This is a genomic window from uncultured Ruegeria sp., assembly GCF_947489545.1.
GTDB lineage: Bacteria > Pseudomonadota > Alphaproteobacteria > Rhodobacterales > Rhodobacteraceae > Ruegeria.
Genome location: NZ_CANLDZ010000004.1, coordinates 164,910 through 181,372, shown reverse-complemented (window position 1 = coordinate 181,372; position 16,463 = coordinate 164,910). Strand labels below are relative to the sequence as shown.

Annotated in this window: 18 protein-coding genes; 10 read left to right on the top strand and 8 right to left on the bottom strand. The window is 56.6% G+C overall.

Going from position 1 to position 16,463, the window contains the following annotated elements; genetic code table 11:
- The first annotated feature begins 7 nt into the window (after positions 1–7).
- Positions 8–1,672, top strand: a complete 1,665-nt coding sequence (locus Q1B13_RS07955) for a tetratricopeptide repeat-containing sulfotransferase family protein (protein WP_299079196.1) — start codon at positions 8–10, stop codon at positions 1,670–1,672.
- Positions 1,673–2,037: 365 nt separating this feature from the next.
- Here the strand turns inward: Q1B13_RS07955 and sfsA are convergent, their stop codons facing one another.
- Together sfsA and Q1B13_RS07945 are read right to left on the bottom strand one after the other, a co-directional pair.
- The gene (sfsA, locus tag Q1B13_RS07950) at positions 2,038–2,748 is read right to left on the bottom strand and encodes a DNA/RNA nuclease SfsA (RefSeq protein ID WP_299079194.1); all 711 of its coding nucleotides are present in this window, start codon (positions 2,746–2,748) and stop codon (positions 2,038–2,040) included.
- Between the two features lie 39 nt (positions 2,749–2,787).
- The gene (locus tag Q1B13_RS07945) at positions 2,788–3,543 is read right to left on the bottom strand and encodes an SDR family NAD(P)-dependent oxidoreductase (RefSeq protein WP_299079193.1); all 756 of its coding nucleotides are present in this window, start codon (positions 3,541–3,543) and stop codon (positions 2,788–2,790) included.
- A gap of 100 nt (positions 3,544–3,643) precedes the next feature.
- On the opposite strand from Q1B13_RS07945, the gene Q1B13_RS07940 reads away from it, so the two are divergent.
- From Q1B13_RS07940 to Q1B13_RS07920, 5 genes are all read left to right on the top strand, one after another.
- The gene (locus Q1B13_RS07940; RefSeq protein ID WP_299079192.1) at positions 3,644–4,207 is read left to right on the top strand and encodes a TetR/AcrR family transcriptional regulator; all 564 of its coding nucleotides are present in this window, start codon (positions 3,644–3,646) and stop codon (positions 4,205–4,207) included.
- A gap of 69 nt (positions 4,208–4,276) precedes the next feature.
- Positions 4,277–4,999, top strand: coding sequence for a molybdopterin-binding protein (locus tag Q1B13_RS07935; RefSeq protein WP_299079191.1), 723 nt, complete (start codon positions 4,277–4,279; stop codon positions 4,997–4,999).
- Positions 4,996–5,802 carry a GNAT family N-acetyltransferase gene (locus Q1B13_RS07930; RefSeq protein WP_299079190.1) on the top strand — a complete coding sequence of 269 codons (807 nt, stop codon included), beginning with the start codon at positions 4,996–4,998 and terminating at the stop codon, positions 5,800–5,802. The genes Q1B13_RS07935 and Q1B13_RS07930 overlap by 4 nt, the downstream gene beginning before the upstream one ends.
- Positions 5,723–6,295 (top strand): peroxidase-related enzyme, encoded by a 573-nt coding sequence (locus Q1B13_RS07925; RefSeq protein WP_299079189.1) that lies wholly within the window; start codon positions 5,723–5,725, stop codon positions 6,293–6,295. The genes Q1B13_RS07930 and Q1B13_RS07925 overlap by 80 nt, the downstream gene beginning before the upstream one ends.
- A complete protein-coding gene (locus Q1B13_RS07920; protein ID WP_299079188.1) occupies positions 6,292–7,194 on the top strand; it encodes an OmpA family protein in 903 nt (300 codons plus the stop codon). The genes Q1B13_RS07925 and Q1B13_RS07920 overlap by 4 nt, the downstream gene beginning before the upstream one ends.
- 66 nt (positions 7,195–7,260) lie before the next feature.
- Here Q1B13_RS07920 and Q1B13_RS07915 read toward each other — a convergent pair whose 3' ends face one another.
- Positions 7,261–8,166: a LysR family transcriptional regulator gene (locus Q1B13_RS07915; protein WP_120634856.1), complete on the bottom strand. Its 906-nt coding sequence runs from the start codon at positions 8,164–8,166 to the stop codon at positions 7,261–7,263.
- A gap of 227 nt (positions 8,167–8,393) precedes the next feature.
- Here Q1B13_RS07915 and Q1B13_RS07910 point away from each other — a divergent pair, with 227 nt between their 5' ends.
- The gene (locus tag Q1B13_RS07910; protein ID WP_299079187.1) at positions 8,394–8,834 is read left to right on the top strand and encodes a DUF4399 domain-containing protein; all 441 of its coding nucleotides are present in this window, start codon (positions 8,394–8,396) and stop codon (positions 8,832–8,834) included.
- Positions 8,835–8,837: 3 nt separating this feature from the next.
- On the opposite strand, the gene Q1B13_RS07905 is transcribed toward Q1B13_RS07910, so the two are convergent.
- A complete protein-coding gene (locus Q1B13_RS07905; protein ID WP_299079186.1) occupies positions 8,838–9,518 on the bottom strand; it encodes a helix-turn-helix transcriptional regulator in 681 nt (226 codons plus the stop codon).
- 72 nt (positions 9,519–9,590) lie between these two features.
- On the opposite strand from Q1B13_RS07905, the gene Q1B13_RS07900 reads away from it, so the two are divergent.
- Positions 9,591–9,914 carry an NIPSNAP family protein gene (locus tag Q1B13_RS07900; RefSeq protein ID WP_299079185.1) on the top strand — a complete coding sequence of 108 codons (324 nt, stop codon included), beginning with the start codon at positions 9,591–9,593 and terminating at the stop codon, positions 9,912–9,914.
- A gap of 9 nt (positions 9,915–9,923) precedes the next feature.
- Here the strand turns inward: Q1B13_RS07900 and Q1B13_RS07895 are convergent, their stop codons facing one another.
- Both Q1B13_RS07895 and Q1B13_RS07890 read right to left on the bottom strand, forming a co-directional pair.
- Positions 9,924–11,273, bottom strand: a complete 1,350-nt coding sequence (locus Q1B13_RS07895; RefSeq protein WP_299799761.1) for an MFS transporter — start codon at positions 11,271–11,273, stop codon at positions 9,924–9,926.
- 66 nt (positions 11,274–11,339) lie between these two features.
- Complete coding sequence (locus Q1B13_RS07890; RefSeq protein ID WP_299079182.1) at positions 11,340–13,367, bottom strand: NADPH-dependent 2,4-dienoyl-CoA reductase; 2,028 nt, start codon at positions 13,365–13,367, stop codon at positions 11,340–11,342.
- Positions 13,368–13,501: 134 nt separating this feature from the next.
- On the opposite strand from Q1B13_RS07890, the gene Q1B13_RS07885 reads away from it, so the two are divergent.
- Both Q1B13_RS07885 and Q1B13_RS07880 read left to right on the top strand, forming a co-directional pair.
- Entirely contained in the window at positions 13,502–13,987 is a 486-nt protein-coding gene (locus tag Q1B13_RS07885) for an RNA pyrophosphohydrolase (protein WP_299079180.1), read from the top strand.
- Between the two features lie 106 nt (positions 13,988–14,093).
- Positions 14,094–14,741 (top strand): hemolysin III family protein, encoded by a 648-nt coding sequence (locus tag Q1B13_RS07880; protein ID WP_299079178.1) that lies wholly within the window; start codon positions 14,094–14,096, stop codon positions 14,739–14,741.
- A gap of 48 nt (positions 14,742–14,789) precedes the next feature.
- Here the strand turns inward: Q1B13_RS07880 and Q1B13_RS07875 are convergent, their stop codons facing one another.
- Together Q1B13_RS07875 and nth are read right to left on the bottom strand one after the other, a co-directional pair.
- On the bottom strand, positions 14,790–15,779 hold the full coding sequence (locus Q1B13_RS07875; RefSeq protein WP_299079177.1) for an adenosine kinase: 990 nt from the start codon (positions 15,777–15,779) through the stop codon (positions 14,790–14,792).
- Positions 15,776–16,420 carry an endonuclease III gene (gene nth, locus Q1B13_RS07870; RefSeq protein ID WP_298934338.1) on the bottom strand — a complete coding sequence of 215 codons (645 nt, stop codon included), beginning with the start codon at positions 16,418–16,420 and terminating at the stop codon, positions 15,776–15,778. The genes Q1B13_RS07875 and nth overlap by 4 nt, the downstream gene beginning before the upstream one ends.
- Positions 16,421–16,463: the final 43 nt, after the last annotated feature.

The window sequence follows — 16,463 nt, the reverse complement described above, 5'->3', positions numbered from 1 at the left end:
TTTGAAAATGATTAATAAATTCGACCCTGTGGGTGCCGAAGTGTCTGTTATTAGTGATTTGTTAAAAAATGGTCGTCCGGACAAAGCATACAAACGGGCAACCAAAGCCGCAAAAAAATGGCCGAAAGTGTCCGCTTTGCCCAAGCTCGCGGGATTGTGTGCAGTCCAGCAACAAAAATTCAAGCTGGCGCAGACGAACTTTGAACGTGCGTGGCATTTGGATCCTGAAAATCAGGAATTGATCCAGAATTACGGGTTGAGTCTGGTACAGGGTGGAAATTCCGAAGACGCTTTGCGTTTCATCGACAAAGTTGGCACCCGGGCGGCTTTGACGCCATCCCAGCTTTACATTCAGGCGCTGGCGCTGCTGCGTGAAAACGAAGATGAATTGGCCCTGGTGGCCATAGAAAAAGTGATAAAACAGCAACCGAAGAATTTGCAGGCTCTATGCCTGAAAGCCGATATTTTGGACGAGTTGCGCGAATGGACACGTGCGATTGACTTGCTGACCACACTTGTTGAGCAAAACCCCAGATTTCACTTTGGCCGTTTGCGTCTGGCCAAGTCGCATGTCGGAATGGGGCAGATCGATGAAGCTCTAACTCATGCTCGCGTGGCCCTTGATTTGATTCCGGACCATCCCGAGACGCTTGAATTCACGGCGACACTGCCAAACCTGTCGCCGGATGATCGGTTGAAGCTGAAGGCCAAGATATCCCAGACTCTTGAAGGCAAGCGGTCCTCTGGTCGCGAAGGGGCTGCGGTCGTTCATTTTGCAGCGGCGAGCCTGGCGCGTCACGACAAGGATACCGCAGTTGAGATGCAGCACCTGTCCGAGGCCCATGGATTTCTACGCGAGGGCCTGAAGGAGTGGGACTCGCGCAACGACAAGCAATGCCGCAAGATTCTGGCCGCGTCTTTGCCAAACCCTACACCCGGACCACGAACCGATTTTCCCCGACCGATATTTGTCGTTGGTCTGCCGCGATCCGGCACAACTCTGGTCGAGCGTATCTTGTCTGCCCATAGCGGTGTTCAGGGGCTGGGTGAACTTGCGTCAGTGCATCACTGGGCCCGAAAGGCCCATGCTCAGCCGTCCGAATGGCAAGCAGCGGATAAACTGGCCGATCATTATGCCGAAAACTTGCCAAACCTGACCGAAGGCGCGGTGGCTTTTGTGGATAAGGCACCGGGGAACTACGCGTATCTCGGGGCAATTGCCCAGGCCTTCCCCGATGCTGTTATCCTGAACGTCGAACGCGATCCACGGGATGTTGCCCTGTCGATGTGGCGCACGCATTTTGGTGCGGCTGGGTTGTATTTCACACATGACCTGAAATGGATGGCGGCGGAGGCAAACCGATATCGCCGCTATGTTCTGCATTGGCAGCACCAGCTGCCGGGTCGGATTCACAACATTGGGTATGAGCATCTGGTCAGCAATCTGAAAGGCACAGTCGAAGACCTTGCCCGGATTTGCGATCTTCAGTTCCAAGAGGCTATGCTGTCGCCACATGACCTGTCCGATGCCGTCAAAACCGCAAGCAACTTGCAGGTCCGACAGCCTGTGAACACGTCTTCGGTCGGGCGTTGGAAATCCGTGGCAGACCATTTCAAACCCTTTGTCAAAGCCCTTGATAAGGACTTGTGGCCGGATCTTAAGACTTTGTGAGGTAATATGTTGGTCTGACCTGTGTTGAGAGCGCCCGTTCAAGGAATTGTCGCTTCCGGCACAGGTCAATCAGAGACTATTTTACTGGGACGGAACCCAAGCCAGCGCGCGCTGAGCCCGGACTCCTTGATTGCGATTTTCAAACGGTTAGAGAAGAAGACTCTGCTGAGAACGTTGCGATCCATCCAGAAATCCAGATCACTGGCGGCAGACGGGTTTACGGACAGCTTGTTATTCCCCTCGGGGTTGACCTGTCAAACTTCGGTGCTCTCACCAACTGCTCGTAACCCGGCGGACAGTTTTGGCTCAAAGGTCTTTCGGTAGAATTGGCAGCACTCAGTCTTCAAAGAGGTTTAAGCCTTAGTTCAAAGCAGTTTACCTGAAATCAATCGGTCGTCTATCTCAATCCCCTCGGGCGAAACCCGAGTTCCATAGATCAGCCGTTCTACGCCCTGTGCTTGTCCCGCATCAAATGCCGCCGCATAGGTCGGGTCAATGTCTGCTGCCAGTGCAAATCGATGACAATCCGTGCGTTGCACCAGATACAACATGATCGCGCGATGACCTTGCTGCGTCATCGCCTCCAGTTCCCCCAAATGCTTGGTGCCGCGGGCGGTGACGCTGTCGGGAAACTCGGCCAGACCGGGTTGGCGAGATAGGGTGACGCTTTTAACCTCAACATAGGCATCCGGCAGCCCTGGTTGGGTCAGTAGGAAATCAATGCGACTGTTTTCGCCGTATTTCACCTCGGGCCGCACGGTTTGATAGGCGGCCAGTTCGGAAACCTCACCTGTTTCAAGCGCGGAACGCAGGGCTTTGTTGGGCACGGATGTGTCGACGCCGGTGAAGTGCCCATTCTCATGATCGACCAGCCGCCAGCCGTATTTCAGCTTTTTCTTGGGGTCATCATTGGGCTCCAGCCAGATTTTCATACCTGGCTCGGCCAGTCCCAGCATTGAGCCTGGATTGGCGCAGTGGGCGGTGATCTCACGCCCGTCCTCCAGCGTGCAATCGGCCAGAAAGCGTTTGTAGCGGCGGATCAGGCGGGCGGGGACAAGAGGCGTCGGGAATCTCATACCCACTGCCATATCGCGCACCCGCCCGCAAGAAAAGGGTCAGACCAGACCCGCCATCACGCCGCCGTCGACATCCCAAACCGCCCCGGTGACCCAGGACGCGTCATCCGACAGCAGATGGGTGATTGTGTTGGCTACATCCTCGGGCCGACCGACGCGACCAATCGGGTGGAAGGCATCAAATCCGCTGGTCAGAGTGTCTTCGATCTGGTCCGGGTCGATGAACGCGCCGTAGATTGGTGTCACCACAACCGCAGGCGAAACAGCGTTGACGCGGATGCCGTGGGCCGCCAGCTCCATCGCAAGATGCTGGGTCAGTGAATGCAACCCAGCCTTGGCCATCGAATAGGCCGAGGACGGCGTCGCCCGAACCGCCTGCTTGGCCCACATAGAGCCTATGTTGACGATGCTGCCACTGCCGTTGGCCTTCATGTTCTCAGCCACGGCTTGGGTGATGAAAAACGTAGCGCGGTTTAAGTCCATGTAGCTGTCATAGTCTTCAAACCCATGCTCAAGAAACGGTTTGGGCGAGAATGTTCCAGCCGCGTTGATCAGACCCACGATGTGCTTGTCGCTTGTCTTGATCCGTTCAATCAAGGCTTCGACCTCGGCTGCATTGCGCAGGTTGACCTGCTGGGTTTCCGTAGAAGCGCCCAGCTCGGCCTTGGCGCCGTCCAGCTTGGCAGTTGACGTGCCGACAAGCGTGACATGCTGTCCCTTGGCCACGAGCTGCCTTGCTGCAGCCAGGCCCATTCCACTGGATCCACCGATGATAAGAGTTGTCGTTTGTGTCATGATCAGATTCCCTATCTACTGATAGGTAGATATATTGGAGTGGCGGTTTCCTTTTCAACCCCCTATCTAATGATAGATAGATTTCTTGGACGCGTGACCCATGGCAAAATCAGATAAACCCCTGACCGAGACGGCAACTCGTATCCTGGACGTGGCCGAGCGTATGGCGCGGCTGGGCGGGTACAACGCCTTCAGTTTCCGCGATATCGCCAGCGAAATTGGCATCAAATCAGCCAGTATTCACTACCACTTCCCCACCAAGGAAGACTTGGGGGAGGTGCTGGTCAAGCGATACACCGAGCGGTTTCTGGACGCGTTGGGCCAGCCCGATGGGGCCTCTCCCATGGAACTACTCGCGCGGTATGTGCAGGTGTACCGGTCGGCCCTGATCGAACAAGACCTGATGTGCTTGTGCGGTATGTTTGGTGCAGAGATTGCAAAACTCCCCGACCCTGTGTCCAGGCAGACGCGGGATTTTTTTGAACGCAACCTTGCGTGGCTTGAAACCGTGTTCCAAGCGGCTGAGTCAAAGGATCCAAGAGCGCGTGCCGGTGAAACCATTGCCCAACTGGAGGGAGCGATGATCTTGGCACGGTCGCTGAATGACATGGACCTTTTCAACAGGATCACCGCAAATTTGCCGACAGAATCCTTGCGTCACTAACAATGGGACCTTGCGAGGCCGGTCAGGACGGATATCTTGCCCACACGTCGCAGCAAGAAAGGACAGGCCATGTCAAACCCAACCGCAGCCATGCTGGTGATCGGGGACGAAATCCTGTCGGGTCGTACGCGTGATGCCAATATGCACTATCTGGCCGGGGAACTGACCAAACAAGGCATCGATCTGAACGAAGTTCGCATCGTAAGTGACGATGCGCCCGCGATTGAGGCGGCGGCCAAAGCATTGTCTGAAACATATGACCACGTGTTTACCAGTGGTGGCATCGGTCCGACCCACGACGATATTACCGCTGATTGCATTGCCCGCGCCTTTGGGGCGCATATCGATGTGCGCGATGATGCCCGCGCGTTGCTGCAGGCCCACTATGACAACTCCGGTCTGGAATTGAATGCCGCGCGACTGCGGATGGCCCGTATTCCGGATGGAGCGGTTTTGATCGACAATCCGGTCTCGACCGCGCCTGGTTTCACCATAGAAAATGTGCATGTCATGGCCGGGGTCCCATTGGTGTTCCAGGCGATGGTTGCCAGTGTGCTGCCAACCCTGACCGGCGGTCGTCCCTTGTTGTCTCAAACTTTGCGCGTGAATCGGGGTGAGGGCGATATCGCCGCAACCCTGTCTGTGTTGGCCGGTGCGTTCGACGACCTTTCGATCGGGTGTTATCCGTTTCAGACCAACGGAGTGTTTGGGGCCAACGTGGTTGTCCGGGGTACCGATGGTGCGCGGATTGACGCGGCCATGACCCGGTTGGCGAAAGAGTTGCAGCTGTGATCCCTAACTGGGTCGACATCGTCGACGGCACTTGGCCCGCTGCCAGTTATGAAACGCTGGGTCCGTTTCAATTGCGCCAAGGGCAGGGCGGCGGCTCACGCGTGTCAGCGGCCAATGCGCTGGGCGCTGCGACCGATGCAGACATCGACGCCGCCGAAGCAGCAATGAGTGCGATGGGGCAGAAACGCATCTTCTGCCTGCGTCCGGGTCACGAGATGCTGGATGCGCGGCTAGCCCGCCGGGGGTATGATATCCTTGATCCGGTCAATATCTATTCTTGCCCAGTGACCCGTCTGACCGACCAGCCCATCCCCCGTGTCACGGTATTTTCAATCTGGGAACCGCTTGTGATCATGCGCGAAATCTGGGCGTCAGGTGGTATAGGGCCTGAACGACTGGCGATTATGGAGCGTGCCAAAGGCCCTAAAACGGCCTTCCTTTTACGTCACAACGATCAACCCTGCGGCACCGCGTTTGTCGCGATGCACGGCGATGTCGCAATGTTGCATGCACTGGAAATCTTGCCGGATCATCGACGTCAGGGATTGGGTCAATGGACCATGCGCGCTGCGGCTTTCTGGGCGATGGACAACGGCGCCCAGACCCTTAGCGTGATCTGCACCAAAGCCAATGACGGGGCCAATGGCCTCTACCGTGCGCTCGGGATGGAGATCGTCGGAGAATACCATTACCGTCAGCGTGTCGAGAGAGAGAGAGATCGTCGTGACAAAACAAGACATGCCCACCGCGTTGGACCTGCCCATGGTCGATCCGTTGCCGCCCGAGACGCAGAAGTATTTTGACATCTGTGTCGAGAAACTGGGCATGGTGCCAAATGTGCTGAAGGCCAATGCGTTTGACATCGAAAAGCTGAACGCTTTTGCGGCAATGTATAACGATCTGATGCTGTCAGGCAGTGGTCTGTCCAAGCTTGAACGAGAAATGATCGCGGTGGTCGTTTCGTCGATCAACAAGTGCTTCTATTGTCTTGTTGCCCACGGTGCAGCGGTACGGCAGTTGTCTGGAAATCCGCAATTGGGTGAGATTCTGGTGATGAATTACCGGGTCGCACCGCTGGATGGGCGTCAGCGCGCGATGCTGGACTTTGCAGCCAAGATGACCACAGCCAGTGCTGAAATCGAAGAACCGGACCGACAACGGCTGCGTGATGTAGGATTCAGTGACCGCGACATCTGGGACATTGCCAATGTGACTGGCTTTTTCAATATGTCGAACCGCGTGGCCAGCGCCACTGCGATGGTTCCAAACGAAGAGTATCACGCGCAATTTCGATGATCCGATTTCTTGCCCTTTGCACCCTGATACTGGCCGGACCCGTTGCCGCGCAGGACCTGACGCTGCCCGCCAGTGCGCGCCAGATCAGCGAACGGATTTCACCATTGGACAGTTACGATCTGCCAACCGGTCCGTATGCCAATGGCTCGGTACCTGCCCGCACCGTAGAAGGTCGCGTGGAACGGTTTTCCTGGCGCTTGCAAGCCGGATCCAGCACCACGCTTCAGCTTTTGGCGCCCTTACGTGACCAAATAGAGGCGCAGGGGTTTGACATCCTTTTCGAATGCGAAGCTCGCACCTGCGGAGGGTTCGATTTTCGGTTCGGCACCGAGGTGATTCCGACCCCGGATATGTACGTCGCCATTCAGGACTATCGATTTCTTTCAGCCACCAAAGAGTCCGAGGTTCTGAGCCTTCTGGTCAGCCGCAACCCGCCAGACGGCTATGTCCAAATGATCCGCGTCACGCCCTTGGGGGGGCCAAGCCCGACCCCTGTTGTGATCGAGCAGACCGTTGCCGGAACGGGTGGTCTTTTGGCCGAGTTTGAACGCACCGGTCACGTGATTCTGGATGATCTTCATTTTCGCACGGGTGAAGTGGCCCTGGGCGACGGCCCATTTGCTTCTTTGACCCTTCTGGCTGGCTTCTTAGCCGAAAACCCGGGCATGCGGCTCGCTTTGGTGGGTCACACGGATGATACCGGCGATCTGCAGGCAAATACTTCCGTCAGTACCCGCCGCGCACAAGCCGTGCGGACCCGGTTAATCAACGTGCACGGCGTAGCATCCGACCGGGTCGAGGCGCAGGGTGTTGGCTATCTGGCCCCCATCACATCGAACGCAACCGCCGAAGGGCGGGATCTGAATCGCCGGGTCGAGGCGGTGTTGCTGTTGAACTGACATTTCTCAATAAGTGCAGACAAAAAAAGACCCGCACCGAAGTGCGGGCCAGTCCACCGGGAGAAATTACCAATCCATCGGGCCCTTTTCGTTGAAGGACTCTACAAGAAAATCAATGAATGCCCGTACTTTGGGCTGCGTAAAGCGACCGGGCGGGTAAACCGCATAGACGCCCTGAACCTCATCAGGCAGGGATGGCATCGCATCCAGAACCTGTCCGGATTTCAGTGCATCCGCATATAAATAGCTGGGCAGATATGCGATTCCCAATCCGGAAATCGCCGCATTCAACAGCGACTGACCGTCATTCACGCTGAGCCAACCGGCTGTGCGAACCTGCCTCTTTTCGCCGGAAGGCGCGGTCAGTTTCCAGACATTGCCTGATGATTGGCTGGAGTAATGCAGCAGCTTATGCTCGTTAAGATCATCGATCTTTTGTGGGCGCCCAAATTTTTCGATGTAAGACGGGGCCGCAACCATTCGTTTGACGGTTTCGGTCAGCTTGCGTGCGCGCAGGGTGCTGTCTTCCAGCTCGCCAATGCGCACGGCTACGTCAAACCCTTCCGAAATCAGCTCAACGTAGCGGTTATTCAGCACCATGTTCACGGTGATATCGGGATAGGCCGACAGGAAATTCGACAGGACCGGAGACAGGTGATTGACGCCAAAATCGGTCGCAACACTGATCCGCAACAGGCCAGACGGCGCTGATTGCATCGAGGTCACCAGCGAGTCTGCTTCGCCCGCGTCATTCAATACGCGACGGGCGCGGTCGTAATAGGCCAGCCCGATCTCGGTCGGCGACACGCGGCGCGTCGTCCGGTTTAGCAGACGTGCGCCAAGACGTGCCTCAAGGCTTGAGACGTGCTTGGACACGGCCGATTTGGAGATGCCCATCTTTTTGGCCGCATCGGTGAAGCCACCCTGGTCCACCACATTGGCGAAGGCTTCCATTTCGGTCAGTCGGTCCATTCTCGTACCCCAGGTCTTGCTTTCGTGACTGAACTTGGCGCTCAATCTGGGCGGAAACGGGGCAGACATGGGATAATATCAGGGTTTTGAATCGGATCGTTTGCAGATGGGAAACGCGGAAACAGTGATTTCCAACCCGCCCGGAGGTCCCATTGATGCTGGTTTTCTGGACTTTTTGCCAAACGTGCTATGCTGAGAATGGCATTTTTGTGTCCAGGGAGGAAATCATGAAAGCCATTTTCGTCGCCGTTGCCTTATGTCTGTCCACCACCTTTGCCATGGCAGGTGGATCAACCCCATCCAACCCGGACGCGCAGGTTTATTTTGTGAATCTGTCGGATGGTGACACCGTCCAATCGCCTGTAACCGTTGTTTTTGGTCTAACTGGCATGGGGGTCGCGCCGGCAGGAACCGAGAAGGAAAACACTGGCCACCATCACTTGTTGATCGACCGCCCACCGCTGGGCGAAGGGGAAGATGGTGCGGATGAGCTGGCTTATGGCTTGCCTGCAGATGACAATCACATCCATTTCGGCGGTGGTCAGACCGAGGTGACGCTGGATCTCGCCCCTGGACCACATACGTTGCAGCTTGTGTTGGGCGATGCTGGCCACGTACCCCACGCAACACCGATCGTGTCAGAGGTAATCACAATCACGGTCGAATAGTCGTCACACTCCGAATTGCTTGCCGAAAGCCTGAATGCCTGCGCGTGAAAACCGGATGATGCGGCTGTCTGGCTTTCGCGACACCCAACCGATGTCTTCCATGCGCGCCAGCATGGCACGTCCAAGCTTGCCAGCAAGATGGGTTTGGCGCTCGCTCCAGTCCAGGCAAGGTCGGCATAGGGGCGCGCGGTTTTTGCTGAGCGTATCCAGATCGATTCCAAACGCGGAACAGAACTCAGATCCGGTATCGGTCAGAACAACGGTGTCTGTGGAGACGTCCAGAAACCCACGGGTCTGCATTGAGGTAAACAACTGTACACCCTTACTGCCTGCCAGATGGTTGTAACACACACGTGCTTCGCGCATTTCGGCGTCATTGGGTCCGGTCCGCGTGCGAAGATGCCCGCGTCCCGCGGCCAGCCCCATCAGATTCTCTAGCGTCTGCGCGACATCCTCACCGGACAGGCCGTAATATTTGTGGCGCCCCTGTCCCCGCAGGTGCAACAGCCCGCCTTCCAGCAGCTTTTTCAGATGCGAGCTTGCCGTTTGCGGGCTGATCCCCGCCTCGCGCGCCAACTCTCCGGCTGTCAGGGCTTTGCCCGACATCAAAGCCGTCAGCATGTTTGCGCGCGCGGGATCACCAATCAGCGCGGCCATCTGGGCAATATCTGGTCCGTCTTTCATAGTTCGATCATAGTCGAAACATATAAGTCAGGCAAGAATGTATTCTGCTCTGGTCAATAATCGGAGCCTACAATGCTGACCTGTATCATTCGTTACCAGATCGACCCAAGCAAGAAAGCGCAGTTCAAGACTTATGCACAAAACTGGGGACAGGCGATTCCGCGCTGCGGCGCTGACCTGATCGGCTATTTCGCCCCGCACGAGGGGTCATCGACACTGGCCTACGGCATCTACAATATTTCCAGCCTCGCCGAATACGAAGCCTATCGCGTCCGCCTCAGCGCCGATCCGCTGGGGCAGGAGAACTACGCTTTTGCGCAAAAAGAACGGTTTATCCTGCGCGAGGATCGAACTTGGCTCAAATGCGCTTCAACTCCGCACGGCACCAGTTCGTGAATGACGCGATCATGTCGCGTTCTCTTTGTTCTGTGCGTTCTTTGGCTGACTCGGTTCAACAAAGGACAGAATAGCGACGACCGCAAGCAAGCTGCCCGCAGTGATTGTGGCGACCGCCCAGACAATTTCATTCATGTGGGCAATCGCCGCAAGAGCAGCGGATATGGTGACGATAGCAAGCCGCACCAGCGTTTGTGAGATTGCCTGGGCTGCGATCCGCTGGGACTTTGGAGCCACGTCCATAAAATATAGTCCCCGTGCGCTGCCCAGCCCTGTGACGGCAATCGTTACAACAAACAACGCCACAGCATGCAGGTGTACGCTGTGATCAATTCCCCAATGGTGTATCGCTACCAGGCCTGCGCCGGTGACGGCAACCATCGACGCCCCGGATAGCATAACGGCCCGATTGGAATAACTGCTGAGCGCCCGCCAAAGGGGTGCAGCCACCAGCAATGCGGCCGCCGATGAAACAACAAGCGCTGTCAGGCCCTGCGCAGACTTATGATGTGCTTCCGCGGCAAGAAGCGCATAGAAAGGGACGGACAGACCGGCAAGCACGAACGCGAGCCGGATCAGGACGTATCTCCGAAACCAGCTTTCACCCAACAGCGCTTTGGCTTCGCGCCAATACTCTTTGATTGCGTCCAGGCGAGAGATTGCGGAAGACGCAGTGTTTACAGTCCGATCGGGTGGCCTCTCCTGCACGGTCATAATGAAAACCGCGGAAAGGATAAAGCAGGTTGCACCAAGCCCGATGACCATGCTGTGTCGCGTTAAGGCAGGTGCATCCTGAAAAAGCTGATGCAGCAACAGCGCAATTGCGATCGTGGCGGCGCCGCCAAGCGCCTTTTGGGTATAGCTGATGCGCATCCTTTCCTTTGAGGGCAGATTGTCGCTGATGAAATCAATGATCATCAGGCTTTTGATTTCTTCCAGTACACCAATGACGAATATTCCGACGACAAATGCAGCTATAACCATCGGTCTAGTCCCATAGACGACGGCGAGAATGACGAGCAGAAAACAGACGGCAACCGCAAGATCGGTGCGGGCGATGGCGGCCTTCTTTTTGGGAAGCCGGGCAATCGATTGGGCGAGAAACATGTCTGACAAGGTGCCTGCAGCGTGTCGAATAGTCACCAGCAAGCCTGCCAGAAAGACGGGTAGGTCCAGTGACACCGCAAGAAACGTAAGAACAATCGCCGGGCTAGCCATGGACCAAGCCATCACCGCCAACGCGCCTTGCCCTGTCATGATTGGCAGATTTCTGCGGTGCGGTACGAATGGCTCCTGGCTCATGATCCCAACTGCTGCGAGGATTGGCTCTCGCAGCGACTTCACGACAAACTGGCCCATTAAGCAAGGACCACCAGCCGGGTGCAGCTAATACATGCAACAGACCTTTGAGGTCAGACTCTAAACCTAGAAGATAGCCGCCAGACGTGTCCCCTGATTGATCGCCCGCTTGGCATCCAATTCGGCGGCCACGTCGGCGCCGCCAATCACATGCGGGGTAATCCCGCGTTCGATCAAATCATCGGCAAGGTTGCGATCCGAGACCTGACCCGCGCATAGAACAATCGTGTCCGCTTCGATGACGGTTGGATCTGTCCGCTCTTCTCCAAAGCTGACATGCAGGCCAGTGTCGTCGATCCGCTCGTAATTCACGCCGCCGACGAAATTGACATTCTTCATCTTCAGCGTTGCTCGGTGAATCCAACCGGTGGTTTTTCCCAGACCCTTGCCATGGGTCTGTTTCTTGCGTTGCAGCAATGTAACCTGCCGCGCAGGTGCTTCGGGCTGCGGTCCTTCCGGGGCAAGGCCCGAACGGTGCTCGGCAGGGTCCGTGACGCCCCATTCCTTCATCCACAAAGGCAGATCGGTTGTCGGGCTATGGCCCTCTTCGAGCAGGAATTCGGACACGTCAAAGCCGATGCCACCTGCACCAATCACAGCGACTGACTTGCCCACCTTGGCTTTGCCGCGCAAGACATCGATGTAGTCCAGAACATTGTCGCCATCCTGCCCCGGTATCTGCGGATCGCGCGGGGTGACACCGGTGGCGATTACAACCTCGTCAAAGCCCACCAGGTCGTCTGCGCCAACTTCGCGGCCCAGTTCGATCCTGACACCCAGATCGGTGATCATGGTCCGGTACCAGTCAACCAGCCCCCAGAATTCTTCTTTACCCGGCACTTGTTTGGCCATGTTCAACTGTCCGCCAACCTCATCGGCGCGGTCGAACAAGGTAACGTCGTGGCCGCGCTGGGCTGCGGTCATCGCGGTGGAAAGCCCGGCCGGACCGGCGCCGACAATGGCCACTTTTTTCGCGGTGTCCGCTGTGCCAATAACCAGCTCGGTCTCATGACAGGCGCGAGGGTTGACCAGGCACGAGGTCAGCTTGCCGTTGAAGGTATGATCCAGACAGGCCTGATTGCAGGCAATACAAGGTGCAATCGTAGCGCCGGCTCCAGATATCGCTTTGTTGACGAATTCCGCGTCGGCCAGCATCGGGCGCGCCAGCGACACCATGTCGGCGCACCCCGTCGACAGAACCTCTTCTGCTACTTCCGGAGTATTGATCCGGTTGGACGTGATCACTGGGATCGACACCTTGCCCATCAGCTTTTTTGTCACCCAGGCGAAGGCCGCGCGTGGCACGCTGGTGGCAATCGTCGGGATCCGCGCCTCGTGCCAGCCGATGCCGGTATTGATGATGGTGGCACCGGCGTCTTCGATCCGCTGCGCCAGTTCAACAACCTCGTCATGGGTTGACCCGTTGGGCACCAGATCGATCATCGACAGGCGGTAGATGATGATGAAATCCGTGCCCACAGCCTCGCGCGTGCGTCGTACAACGTCGATGGGCAAGCGCATCCGGTTTTCGTAAGACCCGCCCCAGCGATCGGTACGCTTATTGGTGTGGGTGACGAGAAACTGGTTGAGGAAATAACCCTCGGACCCCATGATCTCGACCCCGTCATAGCCGGCTTTCTGGGCCAGAACGGCTGCGTTGACGATATCGTTGATCTGCTTTTCGATGCCGTCTTCGTCCAGCTCATGTGGCGGGAACGGAGAAATAGGAGATTTTACCGGGCTGGGCGCCACACATCTCGGACCATAGGCGTAACGACCGGCATGCAGAATCTGCATGGCGATCTTGCCGCCCGCGTCATGCACCCGCTGTGTAACGATGGAATGGTTCGCAACCTCTTTGTCGTTCGTCATCATCGAAGCGCCCGGCAGCACCGACCCTTCAAGGTTCGGGCCAATGCCCCCGGTCACCATCAGTGCGACACCCCCGCGCGCGCGATCGGCATAAAACTCGGCCACCCGGTTCCAGTCGCCAGTTTCCTCAAGGCCTGTATGCATCGAGCCCATCAGGACTCGGTTCTTCAACGTGGTAAAGCCCAAGTCCAGCGGGGCCAGCATATTTGGGTACGCAGTCATGGCGAACTCTCCCTCCCGATTTGGACCGTAGATTGACGCGAACGTAATCGTTGTCACGCGAAACCTAACGTCACACCCTTTGCGGGCGCTGCGGCTCTTGTTACAGGTTGACCAAACAACCCATGAGGCCGCGCATGACCCCGGAAGACATCGCCAAATTACCCTATCGTCCCTGCGTCGGGCTGATGTTGATGAACGCAGAGGGCAAGATTTTCGTAGGTCAGCGCAACGACCGCCACAAGGACGCCTGGCAAATGCCTCAGGGCGGCGTGGACAAGGGGGAAGCCCCGGGCGATGCCGCCTTGCGCGAGTTGTGGGAAGAGACCGGAGTGACCGCCGATCTGGTCGAGATCATCGCTGAGACTGAAGGGTGGTTGCCTTATGATCTGCCCCACGACATCGTTCCAAAGATCTGGAAAGGCCGTTATCGCGGTCAGGAGCAGAAATGGTATCTGCTCCGCTTTTCCGGCCGTGACGACCAGATCAACATTGAGACCGATCATCCGGAATTCACCCGCTGGAAATGGCAGGATCAGGATCGTTTAGTAGAAGAAATTGTGCCCTTCAAGCGGGACGTTTATACACGCGTGGTTGCCGAGTTCAGCGATTATCTGGGTTAGCAACGTTCCCTCACTCGCGTTGTATGACTTGTCACTGACGCTCCGGAAACTGTGGACATCTAAGGTGTCAGCAGTTAGCGCAAGACATCCCATTTAAGATTTCGCCATGACCCAAACGACCTACCCAAGCCTGGTTCTGTCCCATCGTCGCGCTGATATGGTTGTCCATGCGATTGGGTTGGTATTGATCCTGTCGGCCGGCGGCTTGCTTGTCTCGAAATCCTACATCAACCTTCAAGGCGGGTTGGTGTTTGCGGTCGCTGTGTATGTCTTGTGCGCGCTCGCGTCCAACTTGGCCTCCTGCGCCTACCACTTCTCCGGGTTGCATCAAAATCGCAAATTGCTGCGCCGTATTGATCACGCCGCGATTTATCCCAGCATCTGTGGGACGTTCACACCATTTTTCGTGCTGGCCGGGACAACATGGACGATGACCTTGCTTTGGGTGTGTTGGGGTCTGACCGCAGTGGCCGTGTGGAACAAAATCACAAACGAAACGGTTAAATCCCGGTGGTCGACGGCTTCATATCTTGGGCTGGGGGCAATCGGATTGAGTGCAATACCCGATCTTACAAGCGTACCCATCGCCACATTGTGGTGTATCGTGGGTGGGGCGGCGTGTTATGTCATCGGCACGGTGTTCTACGCCCAAAAGGCTTTAGCTTTCCGGTATGCGATATGGCACACTTGGGTGAATTTTGGCGGAATAATGATGTTTGCAGGCATTTGGATGGCCCTGTTCACACAAGGATAGAGCCACCCAAGCGGAGAGAGCTTTGCGCCATCTCCAACGCGACGGGCTTTAAAGCAGCCCTTCGCCTCGCAACAGTTCAAGCATGTTTGCCTCGGGGCGTGGTCCGATGTGGCTGATGACTTCGCGGGCACAGACATTGCCGATGCGCGCGCAAGTCTCGTAGTCCCGGCCTGTGGCCATACCAAACAAAAACCCGGCGGCGAATTGATCACCGGCACCTGTTGCATCCACTGGCACAACTTTTTCTACTGGAACGTCGATACGGCTACCTTTGCTTAGAACGGTCACACCATCGCCTGAACGGGTGCACACGATCAGCGGACAAATCTCGGCCGTTTTGGCCAAGGCCTCTTCCAGGTCGTCGGTTTCAAACAGCGATTTGATCTCGGCCTCGTTGCCAATCACGAAATCCAATTCGTTTTCGATCAGCAGCAGGAAATCCACGCGGTGGCGTTCCACGCAAAACGGATCGGAAATGGCGATCCCGGCCTTGCCGCCGTCCTTATGGCAGTTGCGGGCCGCTTCAAGGAATGCGGCTTTGCCCTTTTCCTTGTCGAACAGATACCCCTCAAGGAACATGATCTGGCTGTTGCCCGCCACGTCACTGGAAACGTCTTTCGAGGAAAGCTCGGACGAAATCCCCAAATAGGTGTTCATCGAACGCTCACCATCGGGCGACACAAAGATCATTGATCGGGATGTGGGCAATTCTCCACCCGGTACCGGAGGGTTGACGAAATCCACGCCATCTTCGTTCATGGCGTCGGCGTAAAACCGGCCCAGCGCGTCATCATGCACTCGCCCGATAAACGCGGCGTCCAGACCCAATGCACCCGCACCTGCAATCGTATTGGCGACAGACCCACCGGGTGTCTGAACCCGGGTTTCCATTGCGGCATACAGAACTTCACCGCGATCCCGTTCGATCAGCTGCATGATGCCCTTTTCAATGCCCATCAATTCCAGAAAACTGTCATCAGCCTGAGAAATAACGTCCACAACGGCATTGCCGATGCCTGTCAGTTGGTAGGTTTTCATAGAGTTTTGTCCTCAAATTCGCAGAGATCGCGGATGATACAGGTGGGGCATTGCGGCTTGCGCGCTTTGCAGTGATAGCGGCCATGTAGGATCAGCCAGTGATGCGCGTGCAGCTGAAAATCGGCCGGGATGTTGTCTTCGATGGCCCGTTCGACGGTGTCAACGTCTTTGCCCGGGCAAATTCCGGTGCGATTGCCGACGCGGAAAATATGGGTGTCCACCGCCTGTGCCGGCTGTCGCCACCACATATTTAGAACCACATTCGCAGTTTTCCGTCCGACACCCGGTAATGATTGCAGTGCGGCGCGGGAATTGGGGACCTCGCCGCCGTAGTCTTCGACCAGAATACGGCTCAGCTTGATCACGTTTTTCGCCTTTTGGCGAAACAGGCCGATGGTCTTGATATGTTCGATCAGGCCCTCTTCGCCCAGGTCCAGCATCTTTTGCGGTGTATCGGCGACTTTGAACAGGTCGCGCGTGGCTTTATTGACGCCTGCGTCCGTGGCCTGCGCCGACAAGGCAACGGCCACAACCAGCGTATACACATTCACATGCTCCAGCTCACCCTTGGGTTCCGGGTCGGCGTCGTGGAAACGTGTAAAGATCTCGCGGATCGTGTGGTAGTCGAGTTGTTTTGCCATCCGGCCCTTAATGCCGCCGGTCTGGCCTTGGCACAAGCCCAAA

What these genes read in the sequence shown, in the direction of transcription:
- Q1B13_RS07905 (WP_299079186.1), bottom strand. Translation starts at nt 9,518, where the DNA reads ATGAAAGACGGACCAGATATTGCCCAGATGGCCGCGCTGATTGGTGAT.
- Q1B13_RS07940 (WP_299079192.1), top strand. Translation starts at nt 3,644, where the DNA reads ATGGCAAAATCAGATAAACCCCTGACCGAGACGGCAACTCGTATCCTG.
- Q1B13_RS07910 (WP_299079187.1), top strand. Translation starts at nt 8,394, where the DNA reads ATGAAAGCCATTTTCGTCGCCGTTGCCTTATGTCTGTCCACCACCTTT.
- Q1B13_RS07915 (WP_120634856.1), bottom strand. Translation starts at nt 8,166, where the DNA reads ATGGACCGACTGACCGAAATGGAAGCCTTCGCCAATGTGGTGGACCAG.
- sfsA (WP_299079194.1), bottom strand. Translation starts at nt 2,748, where the DNA reads ATGAGATTCCCGACGCCTCTTGTCCCCGCCCGCCTGATCCGCCGCTAC.
- Q1B13_RS07945 (WP_299079193.1), bottom strand. Translation starts at nt 3,543, where the DNA reads ATGACACAAACGACAACTCTTATCATCGGTGGATCCAGTGGAATGGGC.
- Q1B13_RS07955 (WP_299079196.1), top strand. Translation starts at nt 8, where the DNA reads ATGATTAATAAATTCGACCCTGTGGGTGCCGAAGTGTCTGTTATTAGT.
- Q1B13_RS07920 (WP_299079188.1), top strand. Translation starts at nt 6,292, where the DNA reads ATGATCCGATTTCTTGCCCTTTGCACCCTGATACTGGCCGGACCCGTT.
- Q1B13_RS07890 (WP_299079182.1), bottom strand. Translation starts at nt 13,367, where the DNA reads ATGACTGCGTACCCAAATATGCTGGCCCCGCTGGACTTGGGCTTTACC.
- nth (WP_298934338.1), bottom strand. Translation starts at nt 16,420, where the DNA reads ATGGCAAAACAACTCGACTACCACACGATCCGCGAGATCTTTACACGT.
- Q1B13_RS07900 (WP_299079185.1), top strand. Translation starts at nt 9,591, where the DNA reads ATGCTGACCTGTATCATTCGTTACCAGATCGACCCAAGCAAGAAAGCG.
- Q1B13_RS07935 (WP_299079191.1), top strand. Translation starts at nt 4,277, where the DNA reads ATGTCAAACCCAACCGCAGCCATGCTGGTGATCGGGGACGAAATCCTG.
- Q1B13_RS07880 (WP_299079178.1), top strand. Translation starts at nt 14,094, where the DNA reads ATGACCCAAACGACCTACCCAAGCCTGGTTCTGTCCCATCGTCGCGCT.
- Q1B13_RS07875 (WP_299079177.1), bottom strand. Translation starts at nt 15,779, where the DNA reads ATGAAAACCTACCAACTGACAGGCATCGGCAATGCCGTTGTGGACGTT.
- Q1B13_RS07885 (WP_299079180.1), top strand. Translation starts at nt 13,502, where the DNA reads ATGACCCCGGAAGACATCGCCAAATTACCCTATCGTCCCTGCGTCGGG.
- Q1B13_RS07895 (WP_299799761.1), bottom strand. Translation starts at nt 11,273, where the DNA reads ATGGGCCAGTTTGTCGTGAAGTCGCTGCGAGAGCCAATCCTCGCAGCA.